Origin of the sequence: Actinopolymorpha pittospori (assembly GCF_014873875.1) — a bacterium.
Lineage (GTDB): Bacteria > Actinomycetota > Actinomycetes > Propionibacteriales > Actinopolymorphaceae > Actinopolymorpha > Actinopolymorpha pittospori.
Genome location: NZ_JADBEM010000001.1, coordinates 9,514,817 through 9,533,353 on the forward strand (window position 1 = coordinate 9,514,817; position 18,537 = coordinate 9,533,353).

At 71.1% G+C, this 18,537-nt stretch carries 14 protein-coding genes; 5 read left to right on the plus strand and 9 right to left on the minus strand.

What is annotated here, in order from left to right; translation table 11 throughout:
• Positions 1–27: 27 nt before the first annotated feature.
• The 4 genes from HEB94_RS44055 to HEB94_RS44070 form a co-directional block, all read right to left on the minus strand.
• The gene (locus HEB94_RS44055) at positions 28–528 is read right to left on the minus strand and encodes a GNAT family N-acetyltransferase (protein ID WP_192755349.1); all 501 of its coding nucleotides are present in this window, start codon (positions 526–528) and stop codon (positions 28–30) included.
• Between the two features lie 49 nt (positions 529–577).
• A complete protein-coding gene (locus HEB94_RS44060; protein ID WP_238361783.1) occupies positions 578–1,645 on the minus strand; it encodes a S1C family serine protease in 1,068 nt (355 codons plus the stop codon).
• Positions 1,646–1,810: 165 nt separating this feature from the next.
• Positions 1,811–3,340, minus strand: a complete 1,530-nt coding sequence (locus HEB94_RS44065; protein ID WP_192755350.1) for a globin domain-containing protein — start codon at positions 3,338–3,340, stop codon at positions 1,811–1,813.
• A 60-nt stretch (positions 3,341–3,400) separates the two neighbouring features.
• Complete coding sequence (locus tag HEB94_RS44070; RefSeq protein ID WP_192755351.1) at positions 3,401–4,039, minus strand: LysE family translocator; 639 nt, start codon at positions 4,037–4,039, stop codon at positions 3,401–3,403.
• Positions 4,040–4,188: 149 nt separating this feature from the next.
• Here HEB94_RS44070 and HEB94_RS44075 point away from each other — a divergent pair, with 149 nt between their 5' ends.
• From HEB94_RS44075 to HEB94_RS44085, 3 genes are all read left to right on the plus strand, one after another.
• On the plus strand, positions 4,189–4,620 hold the full coding sequence (locus HEB94_RS44075) for an SRPBCC family protein (RefSeq protein WP_192755352.1): 432 nt from the start codon (positions 4,189–4,191) through the stop codon (positions 4,618–4,620).
• 168 nt (positions 4,621–4,788) lie between these two features.
• A complete protein-coding gene (locus HEB94_RS44080; protein WP_192755353.1) occupies positions 4,789–6,585 on the plus strand; it encodes a GAF domain-containing protein in 1,797 nt (598 codons plus the stop codon).
• 272 nt (positions 6,586–6,857) lie between these two features.
• Complete coding sequence (locus HEB94_RS44085; protein ID WP_192755354.1) at positions 6,858–8,837, plus strand: elongation factor G; 1,980 nt, start codon at positions 6,858–6,860, stop codon at positions 8,835–8,837.
• A 6-nt stretch (positions 8,838–8,843) separates the two neighbouring features.
• On the opposite strand, the gene HEB94_RS44090 is transcribed toward HEB94_RS44085, so the two are convergent.
• Positions 8,844–10,619, minus strand: coding sequence for an alpha-keto acid decarboxylase family protein (locus HEB94_RS44090; protein ID WP_192755355.1), 1,776 nt, complete (start codon positions 10,617–10,619; stop codon positions 8,844–8,846).
• A gap of 165 nt (positions 10,620–10,784) precedes the next feature.
• On the opposite strand from HEB94_RS44090, the gene HEB94_RS44095 reads away from it, so the two are divergent.
• Together HEB94_RS44095 and HEB94_RS44100 are read left to right on the plus strand one after the other, a co-directional pair.
• Positions 10,785–11,264: an Lrp/AsnC ligand binding domain-containing protein gene (locus HEB94_RS44095; protein WP_202896865.1), complete on the plus strand. Its 480-nt coding sequence runs from the start codon at positions 10,785–10,787 to the stop codon at positions 11,262–11,264.
• Positions 11,265–11,376: 112 nt separating this feature from the next.
• Positions 11,377–12,171, plus strand: a complete 795-nt coding sequence (locus HEB94_RS44100) for an SDR family NAD(P)-dependent oxidoreductase (protein WP_238361784.1) — start codon at positions 11,377–11,379, stop codon at positions 12,169–12,171.
• A gap of 64 nt (positions 12,172–12,235) precedes the next feature.
• On the opposite strand, the gene HEB94_RS44105 is transcribed toward HEB94_RS44100, so the two are convergent.
• The 4 genes from HEB94_RS44105 to HEB94_RS44120 all read right to left on the minus strand — a co-directional run bounded on the left by HEB94_RS44105 (position 12,236) and on the right by HEB94_RS44120 (position 18,452).
• Positions 12,236–14,980 carry a helix-turn-helix transcriptional regulator gene (locus HEB94_RS44105; RefSeq protein WP_337918391.1) on the minus strand — a complete coding sequence of 915 codons (2,745 nt, stop codon included), beginning with the start codon at positions 14,978–14,980 and terminating at the stop codon, positions 12,236–12,238.
• Positions 14,947–15,195: a hypothetical protein gene (locus HEB94_RS44110; RefSeq protein WP_192755357.1), complete on the minus strand. Its 249-nt coding sequence runs from the start codon at positions 15,193–15,195 to the stop codon at positions 14,947–14,949. The genes HEB94_RS44105 and HEB94_RS44110 overlap by 34 nt, the downstream gene beginning before the upstream one ends.
• 162 nt (positions 15,196–15,357) lie before the next feature.
• Positions 15,358–17,721, minus strand: coding sequence for a glycoside hydrolase family 65 protein (locus HEB94_RS44115; protein WP_192755358.1), 2,364 nt, complete (start codon positions 17,719–17,721; stop codon positions 15,358–15,360).
• Positions 17,718–18,452 (minus strand): beta-phosphoglucomutase family hydrolase, encoded by a 735-nt coding sequence (locus HEB94_RS44120; protein WP_192755359.1) that lies wholly within the window; start codon positions 18,450–18,452, stop codon positions 17,718–17,720. Before HEB94_RS44120 ends, HEB94_RS44115 begins: the two co-directional genes overlap by 4 nt.
• Between the last annotated feature and the right edge of the window lie 85 nt (positions 18,453–18,537).

The following is an 18,537-nucleotide window of genomic DNA, read 5'->3' on the forward strand; positions in this document are numbered from 1 at the left end:
CGAACCAGGTGGATCCCGGGCGCGCCCTCACCGCGAGCCCGGGATCCTCTTGACGAAGTACACCAGCGTCCACGACCTGCCGGGCTGCCGCTCCCGGCCGACCTCCTCATAACCAAGGCTGCGATAGAACGCCATCGCGTCCGGCTGGTCCGCGGTGTCCAGGTGCATCTCCCGCATACCCAGCCCCTGCGCACGCCGCTCCAGGGCGGTCATCAGGGCCCGGCCCACGCCGTGGCGCCGGGTGGCCGGATGCACCCGGATCCGCTTGACCTCGGCCCGCGACCCGGCAGTCGGCCGGATGCCGCCCATCCCGACCAGGTGGCCGCCGAGTTCGGCGACCAGGAAGTCGCCTCCAGCTCGCAGGAACCTCGCGGGTATGTCGGCCAGGTCGGGAAAGGCCGGCGGATGGCGTGCGGGCGGCAGCGGCAGCGGAACGCCTGGATCGGCGGTGGCTCCGATCGTGATCAGGTCACTCAACGCCCACAGCGTCGGCGCGTCCGCCTCACGAAACCTTCTGACCGTCAGCACGAGACAGACGCTCGCAGTCCGACGGCCGCCGGCGCGAACGAATATCCCTCTAGCGACCGCCGGAAGACCGCCCGGTGGCGGCCTCACCAAGCGGGATCTGGTCGGCCGGCCGTTCCAGCTTGCGGATGATGACCTTGACGCGGTCGATCGGGATCGCGAACCCCAGCCCCTGGGTGGCCGCGCCGGTGGCCGGTGCGTAGACGGCGGAGTTGACGCCGATGACCCTGGCGGACATGTCGACCAGCGGGCCACCGGAGTTCCCCGGATTGAGAGGCGCGTCGGTCTGGATCGCCTCGTACGTCACGTCCGGCCCGTTGGCCATGTTCCTGATCCGCACCTCACGATTCAGCGCGCTGACGATGCCGAAGGTGACCGTTCCCTCCAGCCCCTCCGGCGAGCCGATCGCGACGACCGGATTGCCGGCCCGGACGGCCGAGGACGCTCCCAACCTGGCCGGCGTGAGGCCGCTCACCCCGTCGGCCCGGATGAGGGCCAGGTCGCTCGCCGGATCCGTCCCGACGATCGACGCCGAGGCCTTCTGCCCCTGCCGTTCCTCACCGAACCGCACCGTGATCTGGCCGCCGTCGCGCGCCGAGGAGACCACGTGGTTGTTGGTGAGGATGATGCCGTCCTGGGTGAGGATCACCCCGGACCCGTTTTCGCTCCCGGTCATGGACCTGACCTGGATGTCGGTCACGCTGCGGGACGCCGTGTCGATCACCTGCGGGACGTGGGAGAGGCTGCGGACGTTCGAGACGTCGGCGCCACCGGCGACCGAGTCGCTCAGGTGGTTCGCCGTCAGGACGCCACCGAGTACGCTCCCGAGCCCTCCGGCGGTGACGGCTACGGCGGCGACCAGAGCCACGAAACGGGCCCGGCTCCGACCCAGCCACCAGGCCAACCGGGGCGGCCCGAGTTCGAGCACCTCGCGTTCGCCACGTCCACCCTGGTCCTGGACGTTCAGCTGGCCCACATCCTGCTGGCCCACACCCTGCCCGCGCTGACTGGGGATCCGGTGCCCTCCAGGCACCCGGATCCGTTGGGTGAACGGGGCCTGGACCGGTCGGGGCATACCACCAGACGAGCGGTCCTCGCCGCCGGCGCGCGCGTCACTCATCACCTTCCACGCTCCGCCACGCGGCCCTCCGCGGCAGGAGGCTTCCGACCCAGCGCGGTCCGCCCCAACGGGGGACGCCGGTGCCACATCCGTACCGAATCGAGCGCAATCGTGACCTGCCGTACGCGACATCCCTTCTGTCCCGGCTGTGACGTGCGCTCCCCGTCAACCTCGCCTAGCCCGCGCACGGGTCAGGGACCGGCGGACCTCGCCCTTCGCCACCGACGGCGCCGCCTCCTCCAGCCAGTCCAGCGGAGTGCGACCGCGACTGTCCCGGGCGACCGGATCGGCACCGTTGTCGAGCAGGACCTCGATCGTGGCCAGAAAGCCCGCCCTGGCGGCATAGTGCAGCGCGGTCGCCTCGAGCGCCCCGACGCCCGCCCTCCCAGCGCTCCCGGGACCGCCTCGTCGGCGATCGGTGGCTCGGGCGCCGTGGCGAAGCAGTGCCCGGACGTAGTCCGGATCGTCCTTGCGACCCTGGTTGCCGGTACAGCAGGCACCGATCCACGCGCCGGAGGAGTCGATGCGCGCTCCATGGCCGGCGAGCATCGGCGCGAGCCTCGGGTGCAGCACCCAGCGACCAACCCCGAGCCGGGTCGCGTCGGCGCCGTGCGCGAGGAGGAGTTCGACCATCGGCGGGCTGGACCTCTCCGCGGCGCCGCGCAGTGCTCGCACTCCGTCGGGCAGAGGGCTCCGGCGATGCCGGAGGAGGAGGCGCAGCGCCTCGAGCTGCCCACCTCCGACGGCGTGGTCGAGCGCCGTGACGGCGAGGACGTCGGTCGCCGGATCAGGTTCGCCGGCGACGCTGCCGTCGCTGTCGAGCAGGCGGGTGAGTACGGGTACGTCGCCGAGGAACGCCGCCGTGAACACGTCCTCCCGCGCACCCGCCCGCAGGAGGACCTCCTCCACCTCGGCCTGACCCCGCAGACGCGCCGCGCACAGGGGCGTCACGTACACCACCCGCTCGAAGGCACGCCCGCTCACGCGCACCGGCAGGTGGTGCGGCGTGTTCACGTCCACCCCGAGACCCAGCAGCAACCCCACCACGGCCGTACGCCCCGCCAGGACGGCCAGCTGCATGGACGCGGCGGCGTACGTCGGATGGCGTAGAGCCGGTGTTTCCTCCATCGCCGCCGCCAGCCGGTCGACATCGCCTCGGCGGGCCAGGTCCGTCGCGCGCCTGAGGGTTCGGGCGCCCACGCCGCACCACGCGACCTGACCGACGGCCCGTTCGTCGTCACCCGGCTCGCCACGCAGGGCGTGTGCGAGGGAGCGTGCCTGCGCGAGGATCGACGTCCGGTCGGCCTCGTCCGGGACCATGACCTCCAGCGCCCGGCGGAAGTGGCCGAGCCAGCGAGCGGCCAGCGCCGGCGTGATCGGGAGGTCGTCGTGGCGCTGCTTCAGTCCGGCGTGGGACTCCTCGGAGTAGCGGGCGGGGCCGCCCAGCCATTGGGCGAAGAACACCTTCTGTCCCGCGCGCCCGGCCGCGAGGTCACGTGGGAACAGGGGCCTGAGCAGTTCGTCGTCCTCGAACCCGGCATAAAGATGGTCGACGAGCCGGTCGACGGTCGGTTGGCCACCGATCCGGGTGAAGAGACCACTGCCGCCGAAGGGACGGAAGCCCGCCGGATGGTGCAGCAGGACGCGGTGTCGGAGCGACTCCGGAACTCCCGCCGCCTCCCGCACCGATCCCACCGTTCCCACCTCCGCCGATCCCACCTCCGCCGATCCCGACCGCCCTGGCCAGGTCGTGCCCTAGTCCCTGCGCCCGGTGACCGCGACGGACAGGCCGAGGCCGACCATCGACAGACCGCCCACGCCGCCGATGAGTTCGGCCCGGCGCGGCGAACGTCCGAACCAGGACCGGACGGCGCTGGCGGCGACCGCCCACGCGCTGTCGGAAAGCAGCGCGATCACGAAGGACACCAGGCTGAGCAGCAGCATCTGGACCGGTACGTGGCCCGCCGGCCGGTCCACGAACTGTGGCAGGACGGCGGCGAAGATGACGAACGCCTTCGGGTTGGCCACTCCGACGACGAAGCCCTCTCGCGCCGCCCGCCACGGGCTCCGAGGCGCCTCGTCACCGGTGAGCGCGGACACGAGGGAGCGTCGATGCCGGACGGCCTGGACGCCGAGCCAGACGAGGTAGGCCGCGCCGCCGTACTTCAGGACGGCGAAGACGAGCGCCGAACGTTCGACGATCGCGCCGACGCCGAGCGCGACGCACACCGCGACGAGATAGACGCCCACGGCGTTGCCGCACACCGATGCGAGGGCCGTCCTCCGGCCGTAGGCCAACGCCCGCCCGATCACGAACAACACGCTGGGCCCGGGAATCACGATCAGCACGAACGACGCCAGCGCGAAGGCCGCCAGCTGACTCGACGACACCATTCGCGCGACATTAGCAGCCGGAACACCCGACTCGGGGGGTCTGGGCGAAAGGGGACACTTGCCCTGGACCACGTAGCCGATCACGTCCCTGATCGGTTAGTGGTGGGAGACAGATCACCCGTCACGACACCGAGGGAAGGGCTTACCCCATGAGGTACGAGACCACGGTCCCGACGTCCGCCGATCCCGGTAACGTCTGGGCGACCTGGATCGACGTCGAGCACTGGCCGGACTGGACCGAGTCCGTGACGTCGGCCGAGCGCCTGGACAGCGGCGAGTTCGGCGTCGGCAGCCGGGCGCGGATCAAGCAGCCCGCGATGCGGCCGATGGTCTGGACGGTGATCGAGGCCCAGCCAGGCCGCTCCTTCGTCTGGGAGACACGGACGGCGGGGACCCAGATGGTGGCGGGTCACTTCCTCGAGACGGGGCCGAGCAACACCCTGAACATCCGGCTGAGCATCGACCACTCCGGCCTGCTCGCCGGCCTGCTGGGCCGCATCGTGGGCGACCGCATCCGCACGTACCTGCGGATGGAGGGGGAAGGCGTGAAAAGGCACGCCGAGGCGAGATCCGCTCGGTGAACCACCTTGGTCGGCGTTCCGCCGGAGCACTTTGGGCGAGGACGGTCGGTTGGTCCCGGCGACGAAGGCCGGGTGTCGTGACACACCGCGTGGACCTCCCGAACGCCCCTGATCCGGTCGAGTCGGCTCGTCCTTTGCGCACCAAACAAGCGGCCTACCATCTAAAGGATGGCCACCTTCCCCGACGGCCCAGATCCGGCCCACTTCGGGCCGGAAGGGGCTTCCTTGGAGAGCGCTGGCCTTGGGGACGGAGAGGCTGACCTGAGGCAGGCGGTCCAGGAGGTCGTCGCCTCAGCATGCCGGCTCACCGGTGCCCAGCATGGCGTGCTGCTGGTGGCGGAGTCGGAGTGGAACGTCCTCAACGTCGTCTCCTACGGCCTCACCCCCGAGCAACGTGAGGCCATCGACGGGCTCACCGACCTGCGGCACTTTCTCAGCCGCCTGCTCGAGGCCAACCAGGCGGCAGGGGTGGGTGACGACGGCGACCAGCCGGGCCACGCCGCCCCGCGACCACGGATCACCAGCCTGCTCGCCGTCCCCGTCCATCTGCGGGAGGCGCCGTACGGCCACCTCTACCTCGCCAACAGGCAGGGTGGCCAGGAGTTCGGCATGGCCGACGAACAACTCGCCGTCACCCTGGCCAAGGCGGCCGCGAACTCGATCGAGAACATCCGGTTGCTCCGCCAGCAGTACCGCCGCCAGCGGTGGCTCGAGGGCACCTCCCAGATGACTCGGGCGACACTCAGCGAGGTCGACCTGCCGACCGCGACACAGTGGGCCTCCGAACGCATCCGGGAGATCTCCGGGGCCGACTACGCCGCCATCACGCTGACGGACTCCGCCGACCCCACGAGCCTGATCTACCTCGCGGGTTCCGGCCTGGAGTTCCGCCCCAAGCGCGGCGACCGGATCCCGCGCCAGGGCATCGTCGGGGTGGTGGTCGACTCCGGCCGGGCGATCGTCACCGAGGACCTCACCACGGACCCGCGCTACGACCCGACCCCCGAGCGGCGGCGGCACCTGGCCGTCCTCGGGCTCGCGATGTTCATGCCGCTGAACGCCGACGAGGAAGTACTCGGAAATCTCCTCGTCGGTTGGCGGCGGGGCTCGCCCCAGGCCCGGCTGGCCGCGCGTGAGGTCGATCTCGTCCAGACCTTCGCCAACCAGACGGCGCTCACCCTGCAACGGGTCCGGGCGCAGGAGGACCAGCGGCGCCGGGAGCGGTGGCTCGAGGCCGCCTCGCAGATGGCGCAACTGCTCCTTGGCGAGGTGGACCGGGACGAGGCGATGCGGCTGATGATCCGCCAACTCCGGGAGATCTCCGGCGCCGACATCGCCGGCGTCATGCTGGTGGACGAGAACGACGCCGACAGCATGTACGCGGTCGTGTTCGAAGGGATCGACAACAACGAGATACCGCCCGACGTCCGGATCCCACGGGAGGGGCTGGTGGAACGCGTCCTCGCCGACGGCAAGCGCATCGTCAGCGACGACTACACCCACCTACCGGGCCACCAGCCACCGCCGAACTGGGCCGCCCACATCTCGCGGGTCGGCCTTGGAATGCAGGTCCCGCTCGTCGCCGACGGGCAGGCGCTCGGAACCGTCTTCGCGGGTTGGGACCGCGGTTCGCCCCACGCACGCACGGCCCGCGCCGAGGCCGAGCAGATCCAGACCTTCGCCGACCTCGCCGCCCTCGCCCTGCAACGCGTCCGCACCCAGGGCGACCGCGAACACCTCATGCTCCTCGAAGAACGCGACCGCATCGCCCACGAAATGCGCGACCTCGTCATCCAACGACTCTTCGGCGTCGGCCTACGCCTGCGCACCGCCGGCGACATGAGCACCGAACCCGCCGTCCAACAACGCATCCACGGCGCCATCAAGGAACTCGACACCACCAGTCGACAGATCCGCTCCACCATCTTCGGAATCAGCGACGACGAGGCCGACCCGTCCGACTAGTACACGCCTCGGTCGTGTCCTGCGGATCATGGTCGACTGGTGAGCGGGTCATCCGCGCACCCCTGGCCGCCACCACGGTGGGCGTTGTCGTCGCCGTCGCCGTAAATCCAGTCGACGTCCGGCCGGATCCGGTGTCAGCATGAGCGGGGAGCCTCGACTCGTGAGCAGGCTCACCACGACGGAGCCACGATTCTCGGGAGCACAGATGCGGCAGAGCCTCGGAACACGCCAGCGCCCTTGTCGGACGACTGTTCTCGAGGATCTCCGTCTCCATGCCAACCCTCAACATCGGCATTCTTGCCCACGTCGACGCCGGTAAGACCAGCCTGACCGAGCGGCTCCTGTTCGACACCGGGGCCATCGACCGGCTCGGCAGCGTCGACGCTGGTGACACCCAGACCGACAGCAACGAGATCGAACGCCGCCGCGGCATCACCATCCGGTCGGCCGTCGCGCCGTTCCGGATCGGCGACCTGCAGGTCAACCTCATCGACACACCGGGACACCCCGACTTCATCGCCGAGGTGGAACGGGCCCTGTCCGTGCTCGACGGCGCGGTCCTGGTGCTCTCCGCCGTCGAAGGCGTGCAGGCCCAGACCCGCGTGCTGATGCGGACCCTGCGGCAACTGCGCCTGCCCACCCTGGTCTTCGCCAACAAGGTCGACCGGATGGGTGCGCGCGACGAATCCCTCCTTTCCGACGTACGCCGGAAGCTGTCCCTGCCCGTCGTCCCGATGAACTCCGTTCAGCGCATCGGCACCCGCACCGCGCACGCGGCCCCGCCATCCCCGGACGACGCCGCCCACCGAGCCCGCCTGACCGAGATCCTGGCCGAGAACGACGACTCGCTGCTGGAGGCGCTGGTCGCCGACGACCTTCCGGCGTACGACACCCTCCTGCGCGCGCTCGCCGCCCAGACCGCCGGCGGTCTCCTCAACCCGCTCTACTTCGGGTCCGCGCTGACCGGGGAGGGCGTCGCGACCCTGCTCGACGGGATCGGTCGGTTCCTTCCCCGGGCCCGCACTGACGGGGACGGACTGCGGGGGACGGTCTTCGCCATCGAACGCGGCCGCTCCGGGGAGAAGTTCGCCTTCCTGCGGATGTACGCCGGCGAACTACGCGAGCGGCAACGGGTCACGGTGCACCGGCCCCACCCCGACGGTGGGGTGGGCGAGTACGCCGGCCAGATCACCTTCCTGCGCAGGGTCGGCGCCGCTCCCGGGGACGCCCGGCACGCGGGCCCGGGCAGTATCGCGAGGATCGGCGGCCTGCCCGACGTACGGGTCGGCGACGAGTTCGGGTCCGGCGCGGGACTCGGGCGGCTCGGGCCGCAGGTGCGCTTCGCGCCGCCGCGGCTGGAGACCCTCGTCCACGCAGGCGAACCCGGTCAGGCAGGGCGCCTGCACGCCGCCCTGGTGAACCTCGCGGACCAGGACCCGTTGATCCAGACCCGCACCACGCCCGACGGCGGCACGTCGGTGCTGCTGTACGGCGAGGTGCAGAAGGAGGTCATCGCGGCCACCCTCGCCCGGGACTTCGGCGTCGAGGCGATCTTCGAACCGAGCCACACCATCCACGTCGAGCGGGTCACCGGTGTCGGTGCGGCCTTCGAGCCCATGGGCGGCGGGCCGGGTGAGTTCTGCGCGACCATCGGGCTGCGAGTGGAGCCCGCCGAGCCAGGCGCCGGCGTGGTCTACCGGATGGAGGTCGAACTCGGGTCGTTGCCGCTCGCCTACCATCGCGCGATCGAGGAGACGGTTCGCAGCGCCCTCACGCAGGGGCGGTACGGCTGGTCGGTGCCGGACTGCCGGGTCACCCTCACCCACTCCGGCTTCAGCAGCGCGGGGAGCACGGCTGCTGACTTCCGCCACCTCACTCCGCTGGTGCTGATGCGGGCGCTCGACCAGGCCGGAACCCGAGTCCACGAGCCACTCGACGCGTTCGAGCTCGAGGTGCCGGCGGACACGCTCAGCGCGGTCACCCGGCAGCTCACCGCGGCCGGCGCCGCGATCCGCGACACCGCCGCGGACCAGGCATCCTGGCAGCTGTCAGGGGGTATCCCGGCGCGCCAGGTGCACGCCTTCCAGCAGCAGCTACCCGAACTCACCCACGGCGAAGGGGTCTGGTGGTCCCGACCGGACGGCGACCGCCCGGCCCCCGAGCCGGCGCCTCGGCGGGCCCGGACCGACGGCAACCCCTTCGACCGGGACGAGTACCTGCGTCATCTGACCAGCGGTGGTTCGGGTGGCTGAACGTCCTCACTCGCCCGCGGCGGCGACGGTCCGCACGAGGCGGCTGAGCGCGGGCGGGACGTCGTACTGACCGAGGACGACCTCGACGAGAGACACGTTCCCGGCGGGCTCGGCGCAGGCGGCGAGCGCGTCGTCGAGTTCGCCGACCGTCGTGACCCGTCGTACGACCGCGTCCGGGGAGGCACCGAACAGGCTCGGACAGGCCGACCAGTTCCACCGCGCGATGCCGTTGTAGTGCGCGTCCCGGCCGTGGATGACCCGCTCGACGGTGTAGCCGTCGTTGTTGAGGACGACGACGATGGGGTCCAGCCCCTGCGCGATGATGCCGCCCAACTCCTGGGCGGTCATCTGCAACGCCCCGTCGCCGATCAGCAGGACGGCACGCCGGTGGGCCGACGCGCCCAGTTGGGCACCGAGGAGCGCGGGCAGGGTGTAGCCGATCGACGCCCACAGCGGCTGCGCGATCAGGTCCGCGCCGCGGGGCAGCCGAACCGCGAGCAGGCCCTCGAACGCCGTTCCCTGGTCGGCCGCGAGGAGGTCGTCGGGCCGGAGGAAGTCGGCGAAACGGTCCCAGAGGATCGCCTGGGTGAGCTCCGCGTCGGCCGGAACGCTCGCCTGCGCACCGCGTGCCGGGCGGGACGAGCAGGCCGGGGCGTCGTCCGCCGCCGGACCGCGCCCGGCGACCACGGCGGTGAGGGCAGACAGGGCCGCCGCCATCGTCACGCCGCGGCAGGGCACACCGCCGACCACCGCGTGGGTGGGGCGCAGGTCGAGGAGCCTGCCCGGATCCAACGTCGCCGTGAACCCACCGCTGCTGAGGTCGGAGAGGTGGAGTCCGACCGCGATGACCACGTCGGCTCCCTCGACGGCCGCGCGAACGCCGTCCTCGCCGGCGGCGCCCACATAGACACCGAGGAATCCCGGCGTTGTCTCGTCGACGGTCCCGCGGGCCGCCTTGGTGGTCGCCGACGCGAGGTGCCCCGCGCGAATCAGCGCGTCGAGTTCCGCGCGGACGTGGTGCCGGTCGGCCAGGTGGTCGACGAGCACGACCACCCTGGTGGCCCCGTCGATCAACTCGGCCGCCCGCTCCACGAAACCGGAGAGTGCGGGTTCCGCCTCCGAACCAAGGAGGGCGCCAGTCGCGAGGTCGGCCACCCACTCCTCCTCCGCGGCCAGGCAGGGGGCGTGCACGAGATCGGTCGGCAGCCCGAGGTAGCCCGGCTCCTTCTCGGAGACGACTCGTCGCAGGACCCGGTCGATCTCCGCGGCCGCGGTGTCCGCGGTGTCCGCGGTGTCCGCGGTGTCCGCGGTGTCCGCGGTGTCCGCGGTGAGCGTGGCGGACGCACAGGTCACCTCATCGAACGCGCGGACGAAGTGCCCAGAATCACCGTCGAGCAGCCCGTGGTGCACGTGCAGGCCCTGACGTTGTACGTCGGTGGCGGGCATTCCGACGATGTGCAGGACAGGGACATGTTCGGCATAACTGCCGGCCACGCCGTTGATCGCCGACAACTCACCCACGCCGTAGGTCGTGACGAGCGCCGCCAACCCGTTCATTCGGGCATACCCGTCGGCGGCGTAGGCGGCGTTGAGTTCGTTCGCGGTTCCGACCCATTCCAGGTCCGGATGGGCGTCGATGGCGTCGAGAAAGAGCAGGCTGTAGTCCCCAGGCACGCCGAAGATGTGCCGGACGCCCACCTGGGCAAGGCGGTCCAGTAGATACTTCGCGATCGTGGTGATCCCGTCGAGGCTGGGGTGAGGATCAGATCGTCGGGTCGCCATGTGGCGCCTCCGAGTACGTCGATGGTGAATTCCGTACCGAATGCCGTCGGACGCCGCTCAGGTAGGGGCGAGGACGACGGTGCCGGTCGCGATCGCCACCGTACGCTTTTGTTTGACGCACACCCAGGCACGGCGAACGTCGTTTCGAAGGTGAAGGTGTTGACAGTGCTTGATTCGATCGACCGGGCATTGTTGCGCGAACTGGAAAACAATGCACGGCAGACCAACCGCGAACTCGCCGGCGCCCTCGGCGTGGCGCCTTCGACCTCGTTGATGCGGGTACGCGGCCTTCAGCAGCGTGGCGTGATCGTCAGCTACCGGGCGGAGGTCAGCCTGCACGCCGTGGGCAGGCCGGTCCAGGCGCTGATCTCGGTCCGCGTCCGTCCGCCCTCACGCCGGATCATCTCCGAGTTCCGCGAATGGGCAGCCCACCTGCCGGAGACGATCGGGCTGTTCGTGATCGCGGGGGCGTGGGACTTCCTGATCCATGTCGCGGTCCCCGACACCGACGGGCTCTACACCTTCGTCGTCGACCGCCTCACGCAGCGGGCCGAGGTGGCCGACGTCAGAACCAACGTCGTCTACGAGCACGTCCGCTCCGCCCACATCGACCCCGCGGGCCAGGACCCCGCCGGCGCGGGTTGAGCGCTGGTGCCGTCAAGGCTCGGTTGGCACCGGTGGCGTGGTCGGCGGACGCCGCCAACGCCATGTCCGATGGCCGCCGGACTTTCCGCCCGGCTGGGAACAGAATCAGATCATGTCCCCAGAACCCAGCAAGAAGCGGACGAACCACCACATGAGCACGCACCTGATCACCGAACTCGACGGCAAGGTGGCCCTCGTCACCGGAGGCAGCCGCGGCATCGGCGCCTCGGTGGCCCGCCGGCTCGCCCACGACGGCGCGGACGTCGTTCTCACCTACCGGAACAACGCCGACCAGGCAGCCGACGTCGTCGCCGACATCAAGGCCCTGGGCCGCCGGGCGCTTGCCGTCCAGGCCGACAGTGCCGACGCGGCGGCCGCCCGCCGCTGCGTCGAGGAGGCCGTCGCGGAGTTCGGTCGGCTCGACATCCTGGTCAACAACGCCGGACTCGGCGTCCTCGGTCCGGTCGAGCAACTCGACCTTGACGACATCGACAGTGTGCTGGCGGTCAACGTCCGCGGTCCACTCGTCACCACCCAGGCCGCCCTCGCGCACCTGGGCGCCGGCGGGCGGATCATCACGATCGGCAGCTGCATGGCCGAGCGGGTCGCGTTCGCCGGTGGTGCGTTGTACGCGACCAGCAAGTCCGCCTTGACGGGGCTGACGAAGGCACTGGCCCGGGAACTCGGACCGCGCGGCATCACCGCCAACCTCGTCCATCCCGGTCCGACCGACACCGACATGAACCCCAGTGACGGCCCAGGTGCCGAGATGCAGCAGGGTCTGACCGCGCTCGGTCGCTACGGCGAGCCCTCCGACGTGGCGGCGGCGGTCGCCTACCTCGCCGGCGACGGCGGCAGGTACGTCAGTGGGGCCTCGCTCGCGGTGGACGGCGGGTTCGCCGCGTAGGACCCACGTCCGCGCGGCGGTGCGGCGATCGATGGCGAAGGACCACGCCGGGCCCGCGTGGTCCTCAGCCGAGAACGTCGGCGACTTCGGTGCGGGAGGACACCCCGAGTTTGTGCAGGATGTTGGAGACGTGGATGGCAACGGTCTTCGGCGAGATGAAGAGGCGCCGGGCCAGTTCGGCGTTCGTCAGCCCGTCCGCGACCAGCACCGCGACCTGCCGCTCCCGCCGGGTGAGGGCGGCACCCACCCCTGCCGTGGCACCGTCCGCGGCGGCCAACCCGAGCCGCGCGCGCACCTCCTCCAGCTGCGCGACGCGCCAACCGCGCCACTGGCACAGGAGGCGTGCAGCCTTCTGCACGTGGCCGACCGCCACCTCCCGCGGCTGGTCGGTGAGCGCGAGCGCGCAGCGTGCCGCGCCCACGTGGGCGGTTCCACGCGCCGACGCGCCGAGGACCGGAGCGTCGGCGGCGACACGGTAGCTGGCGAGCGCCTTGGCCCACTCGCCGTGGGCCTCGGCCAGTTGTGCTTCCACCAGCGTGCGGGCGGCGTCCCACACGTGGACGTCGAGCAGCTCCTCGCCCATCCGGTCGAGGGTGGGCAGCGGCAACCCGACGAACAGCGCGGCGGAGATCAGGTCGTGCGCCTGCGATCCGCTGCGCCAGGACTGCTCGGCGAGCGCGGCGAAGACCTGGTCCAGCTGGCTCTGCGCGGCGGCGAGGTCGCCTCGGCGGCAGGCGAGGTGGAAATCCAGGCCAGGAACGATCAGACCGGTGGCGTACGGCGAGGACCGCAACCCCTCGATCGTCTGGTCGGCCAGGTCGAGCTCGCCGGCCTCGAGGTAGAGCCCGCTGAGGAAGACGGCGTGGTAGCAGGTTCGACGAAGGTGCCGCTGCTCATAGCCTCGGTCGCGCTCGCGGCCGAGTTCGAGGGCGGTGATCGCCGCGGCGAGGTCGCCCTCGCGCGTCGCGATCCGCGCCCGGCCCTGGAAGTACGCCGCGACGGCGAGCGACTCGATCCCGGCCCGCTCGGCATCGATCCGCATCCGCTCCAGGATCTCGGCGTGCTCGGCTGGTTCGGCGGCACCGGCGTTCTGGACGACGTGGTTCAGGGTGCGGGCGGCGAGCACCCACTCGCCGAGCTTCTCGGCCTCGTCGACGACCCAGGCGAGCAGCGCCCGGCCCTCGTCGCTGCTGGACGCGCGCTCGGTCAGGGCCGCGCCCTTCTCGACGAGTGCGGCGAGGCGGACGCGCGGCAGGTCGAACTCCTCCGCCAGGGCGATCGCGCGGTCCGCCCAGCTGACCGCCACCTCGGTCTGGTCGCGCAGCATGCACGACTGGGCCACCACCGTCATCGCCCGGGCCTGTTCCGCGCCGGGCGGCAGCTTCGCGATGAGCCGCTCGACCTCATCGGTGAGCGCCTCCATCCTGGCTTCTTCCTCGGTGTCCCAGGCCAGCCTGACCAGGAGGTACAGCGCCTCGACCTGCTCGCTCCTGGTGGCGGCGCGATCCTGCCAGCGCCGCGCGTAGGAGATGGCGTCGTCGAGCAGGTCGGCCAGCCAGGCCGCCTGCGCCGCGCCGGCCAGCAGTTCGGCGTCGTCGCTCTCCTCCTCCAGGCCCATCTCGGCGAGTTGCAGCGCCTGGTACGCCGACCCGATGGACAGGTAGAGCGCGGTCCCCTTCCGGGCGGCGGCGACCATCTCGTCGTACCGGCCCGCGGCGCGGGCGTGCAGGGCGACCATGGCCGGGTCGGAGCCGCCCGCCGCGAGCAACGCCTCCAGCGCCGCCTCGTGCAGCCGCCGCTGCTCACGACCGAGCAGCCGCGCCGAGATCGCCTCGCGCACCAGCGAGTGCCGGAAGTGGAAGTCGTCCTGGCCTTCCTGATCCTCGACGAGGACGCCGAGCACGACCAGCTCACGCAGGGCGGCGATGAGTTCGTCCTCACCGGCACCGGTTACCGCCGCCAGCAGGTCGAACGGCACCCGGTGACCGAGCACCGCGGCCGCCTCCACGATCCGGCGTACAGGGGGTTGCAGTTCGTCGACCTGGCGGCGCAGGACCTCAGCGAGGCTCCAGGGCAGCGGTTGCTCGCCCAGCACCTCGAGACTGTCGTTCTCGTGGCCGCGCATGAGCTCTTCGAGGAAGAACGGGTTTCCGCCGGTGCGCTCGTGGAACGCGACCACCGAGCGGTAGGGCACGGGCTTCCCGGTGATGGTGGTGAGCAGGGCCGCGGTGTCGGACTCGGTGAGCCGCTCCAGCCCGAGATGGGTCACGGCGTAGCGGCGGCCGAGCCTGGCCAGCAGCGCGGCGATCGGCTGCCGGCTGGTGACCTCGTCGGGACGGTAGGTGCCGATCAGTAGCCGGGACCCACCGGTGTCGGCGATCCGCTCGAAGAGCGCGGCGCTCTCGGAGTCGGCCCAGTGCAGGTCCTCGAAGACGATGACCGCCGGCCGCTCGCCCACGAAGTCGTCCACGATGGCCAGGCCGGCGTGCAGGCGCTCGACCGGACTGCGGTCCGGATCGGCCAGTGAGTCGAGTTGGAACTCGTCGACACCGGGCCGACCGTCGACCGCGTCCAGGAGTACTTCGTAGGGGCGGGAGAGCGAGCCGGGCTCAGCGGTGCCGACCAGGACGGTGTACTCCGACCCGAGCGTGGCCAGCAACTCCTGGATCAGCCGGGTCTTGCCGACGCCCGGCTCCCCCGCGATGACGGCGACCCGGGACTGGCCGGAGGCCGCGAGCTCGGTGAGTTGCCCAAGCTCACGGTCGCGCCCGACCATCACCCGACTTGCCCCGCCACGTGTCCACCGCACGGAGCAAAGTTACCGTCCGGTCGGCCGGGCGCCGAAGCGCCGGCCTCGCCCTCCTCGCGGGCGGCCGCCCCGCGGCGGAGCCGGTTGGCGGCGCGGTTGGCCGCGCGGCGGTACCGGCGCGCCGCGCTGAGCCGGTTGTGGCGCTCGGCGGCGGTGATCATCTGGCGCTGTTGGGCCTCCGCCAGACTGAGCATCAGATGGGGGTGCTGAATCATTTCCGGTCCTTCCGAAGTGGTGTGACACCATCCTCGTTTCGGTAAGGACCAGCTGCCATCAGCATCGATTACCTATCTTGAGCGGCCGGCGTTACCTATGCCGCCCTCGGACCCACCTAGGCATATCTAGGGCCTGCCTCGGCCCCATGGCGCGGCGGCCGGTCAGGTCGGCGCGGTCGGCCGGCGGTGAGCGGGCTCGCGACCCGGAGGCTGGCGCGGAGACGGGTGCGTCGGCGTACGCGGGATCGGCATCGTCAGGCGTTCACCGGCGTGCAGCGTGATCTGCTCGCCATGGTGGGAGGTGTTGATCTCCTCACCCTCCAGCAGGTGGTAGGTGGCCTCCTTGCTGGCGATCCGCACACCGATCTGGCGCCCCTTGAAGCGCATCCGGAAGCTGATGCTGGTGAGCTCGGGAGGAAGCCGGGGCGCGAAGGTGATCTCGCCGCCGTGGTCCCGCATGCCGCCGAAGCCGGCGACCGTGGCGATCCAGGCACCGGCCAGGGACGCGATGTGCAGCCCGTTGTGGGTGTTGCGGTGCAGGTCGTGCAGGTCGGCCAGGGCCGCCTCGGCGAGGTAGTCGTAGGCCAGCTCGAGGTGGCCACACTCCGCGGCCAGGACCGCCTGCGTCGCGGCCGACAGCGAGGAGTCGCGGACGGTCAGCTGCTCGTAGTAGTGGAAGTTGCGCGCCTTCTGCTCCGCGGTGAAGGCGTCGCCGCGCACGTGCATCGCGAGAACGAGGTCGGCCTGCTTGACGACCTGCTTGCGGTAGAGATCGAAGTAGGCGTAGTTGAGCAGCAGCGGGTAGGTCTCGCGGGGTGTGTTGGCGAAGTCCCAGACCGCGTGGTTGGTGAACTGCTCCGACTGGGGATGCACCTGCAGCTCGGTGTCGTACGGAACGACCATCCGGTGTGCCGCGTCACGCCACCGGGACGTCTCCTCCTCATCGACTCCGAGCGTCTGCGCGATGTCGGGGTGGCGTTCGCAACTGTCGGCCGCCTCGCGCAGGTTTCGCTGGGCCATGAGGTTGGTGTAGACGTTGTTGTCCGCGATCGCGCTGTACTCGTCCGGGCCGGTCACCCCGTCGATCCGGAAGCCGGCGTGGACGTCGTGGTGGCCGAGCGACATCCACAGCCGGGCGGTCTCGACGAGGAGTTCGAGCCCGTAGAGCCGCTCGAACTGCTCGTCGCCGGTTGCCGAGAGGTACCGCGCGACCGCGTCGGCCACGTCGGCTCCGACGTGGAAGGCCGCGGTGCCGGCCGGCCAGTAGCCCGAGCACTCCTCGCCGTTGATGGTCCGCCACGGGAACGCCGCCCCCGCCTGGCCGAGCTGGGCGGCGCGGGTGCGGGCCTTGTCCAGCGTGGAGTGCCGCCACTGCAGCGCGTTGCTCACGGCCTCCGGAACGGTGTAGGTGAGTACCGGCAGGACGAAGGACTCGGTGTCCCAGAACGCGTGCCCGTCGTAACCGGGGCCGGTCAGCCCCTTGGCCGGGATCGCGCGGGTCTCGCCGCGGGCACCGGCCTGCAGGACGTGGAACAACCCGAACCTGAGTGCCTGCTGGAGTTCGGCGTCACCGTCGAGTTCGACGTCGGCGGAGCGCCAGAAGTCGTCGAGGTACCCGCGTTGTTCGTTCAGCAGACCCTGCCAGCCGGTCTGCCGGGCGCCGGCCAGCGCCGCGTCCACCTGCGCCCGCAGCGCCGGAGTGGAGCGCTGGCTCGACCAGCCGTAGGCGATGTACTTCGTCATCCGCAGCCGCTGGCCCATCCGCACCTGGACGGCGACGGTCAGTCGGGCCAGGTCCTCCTCCGCCTGGACCTCGGTCCACATCGGGTCGCGGACGTCGAACTCGTGGTCCATCGCGGCCGCCATCCGCAGCCCGGAGCGCCGGGTGTGGTGGGCGAGGACGGCGCGGTAGCCCTCCGCCGAGGCGAAGTCGGCGACGAGCGGCGCCTCCAGGACGGCGGCCACCCGGGGATCCATGGTGACCCGCTCGATGGGCTCGTTGGCGAGCAGGTCCGACTGCAGGACGACCTGCAGGTCACCGTCGAGTGGCTCGACCTCGTAGTGGATGGCCGCGACCGCCCGCTGGGTGAAGGAGACCAGGCGTTCGGACTCGATGCGTACCTGCCGGCCCGTCGGCGAGATCCACTCGGTGCGCCGCCGCAGCGTGCCGGAGCGGAAGTCGAGGACGCGCTCGTGGAAGGGCGCGGAGCCGTAACGCATGTCGAGCGGCTCGTCCTCGACCAGCAGCCGGATGATCTTGCCGTCGGTGACGTTGACGACGGTCTGGCCGTCCTCGGGATAGCCGTACCCCGCCTCGCCGTAGGGCAGTGGTCTGCGCTCGAAGAAGCCGTTCAGGTAGGTGCCGGGCAGGCCGCGCGGCTCGCCCTCCTCGAACGCTCCTCGCAACCCGATGTGGCCGTTGGACAGGGCGAAGGAGGACTCCGTGCGCTTCAGCGCCTCGATGTCCAGCCCGCTCCAGCGCAGCTCCCAGGGCGAGACTTCGTACCTCGGCTGCTCGGTCGTCATGGCACCGTCGTCAGCAGGTCGGCGAGGTCGGTCACGGCGAGGTCGGCACCGTGCTCGCGCAGCGCGGCCGCCTGACCCACGCGGTCGACCCCGACCACGAAACCGAAGGCGCCCGCCCGGCCGGCCTCCACGCCGGCGAGGGCGTCCTCGAACACCGCCGCGCGCGCGGGCTCGACGCCGAGGGCCCTGGCGCCGGCCAGGTAGGAGTCCGGGGCCGGCTTGCCCCGTAGCCCCTGGTCGGCGACCACGATGCCGTCGATGCGGGCCTGGACGAACTGGTCGAGGTTCGCCGCCGCGAGGACGGCCTCGGCGTTCTGGGAGGCGGTGACCACGCCGATGGCGAACCCCGCGTCGCGCACCTCCTCGAGGTAACGCACCGAGCCGGGATAGGCGCTCACACCACGCTCCTTGACGAGCTCGAGAAGCAGGTCGTTCTTCCGGTTTCCGACCCCGTTGACGGTCTGGGCGTCGGACGGATCGTCGGCGGAACCCTCGGTGAGGGTGATGCCGCGGGAGTGCAGGAACTCACGTACGCCGTCGGCCCGGGGGCGCCCGTCGACGTGCTGGTCGTAGTCGTCCTGGCTGAAGGGTCGGTAGCCGGAACCCTCGCGCGCCCGGAGGAACTCGTCGAAGGTCTGTTTCCACGCCGCCATGTGCACGCTGGCGGTCGTGGTCAGGACGCCGTCGAGGTCGAACAGGCAGGCCGTGATCGGCTCGGGTAGACCCAGCACGATGCTGACGCTACCGCGCGATCATGGGAACGCGCCGCAACCCGGATGAATCCGCGAAGCGGCAGGTGCCGGTCTCACCGGACCG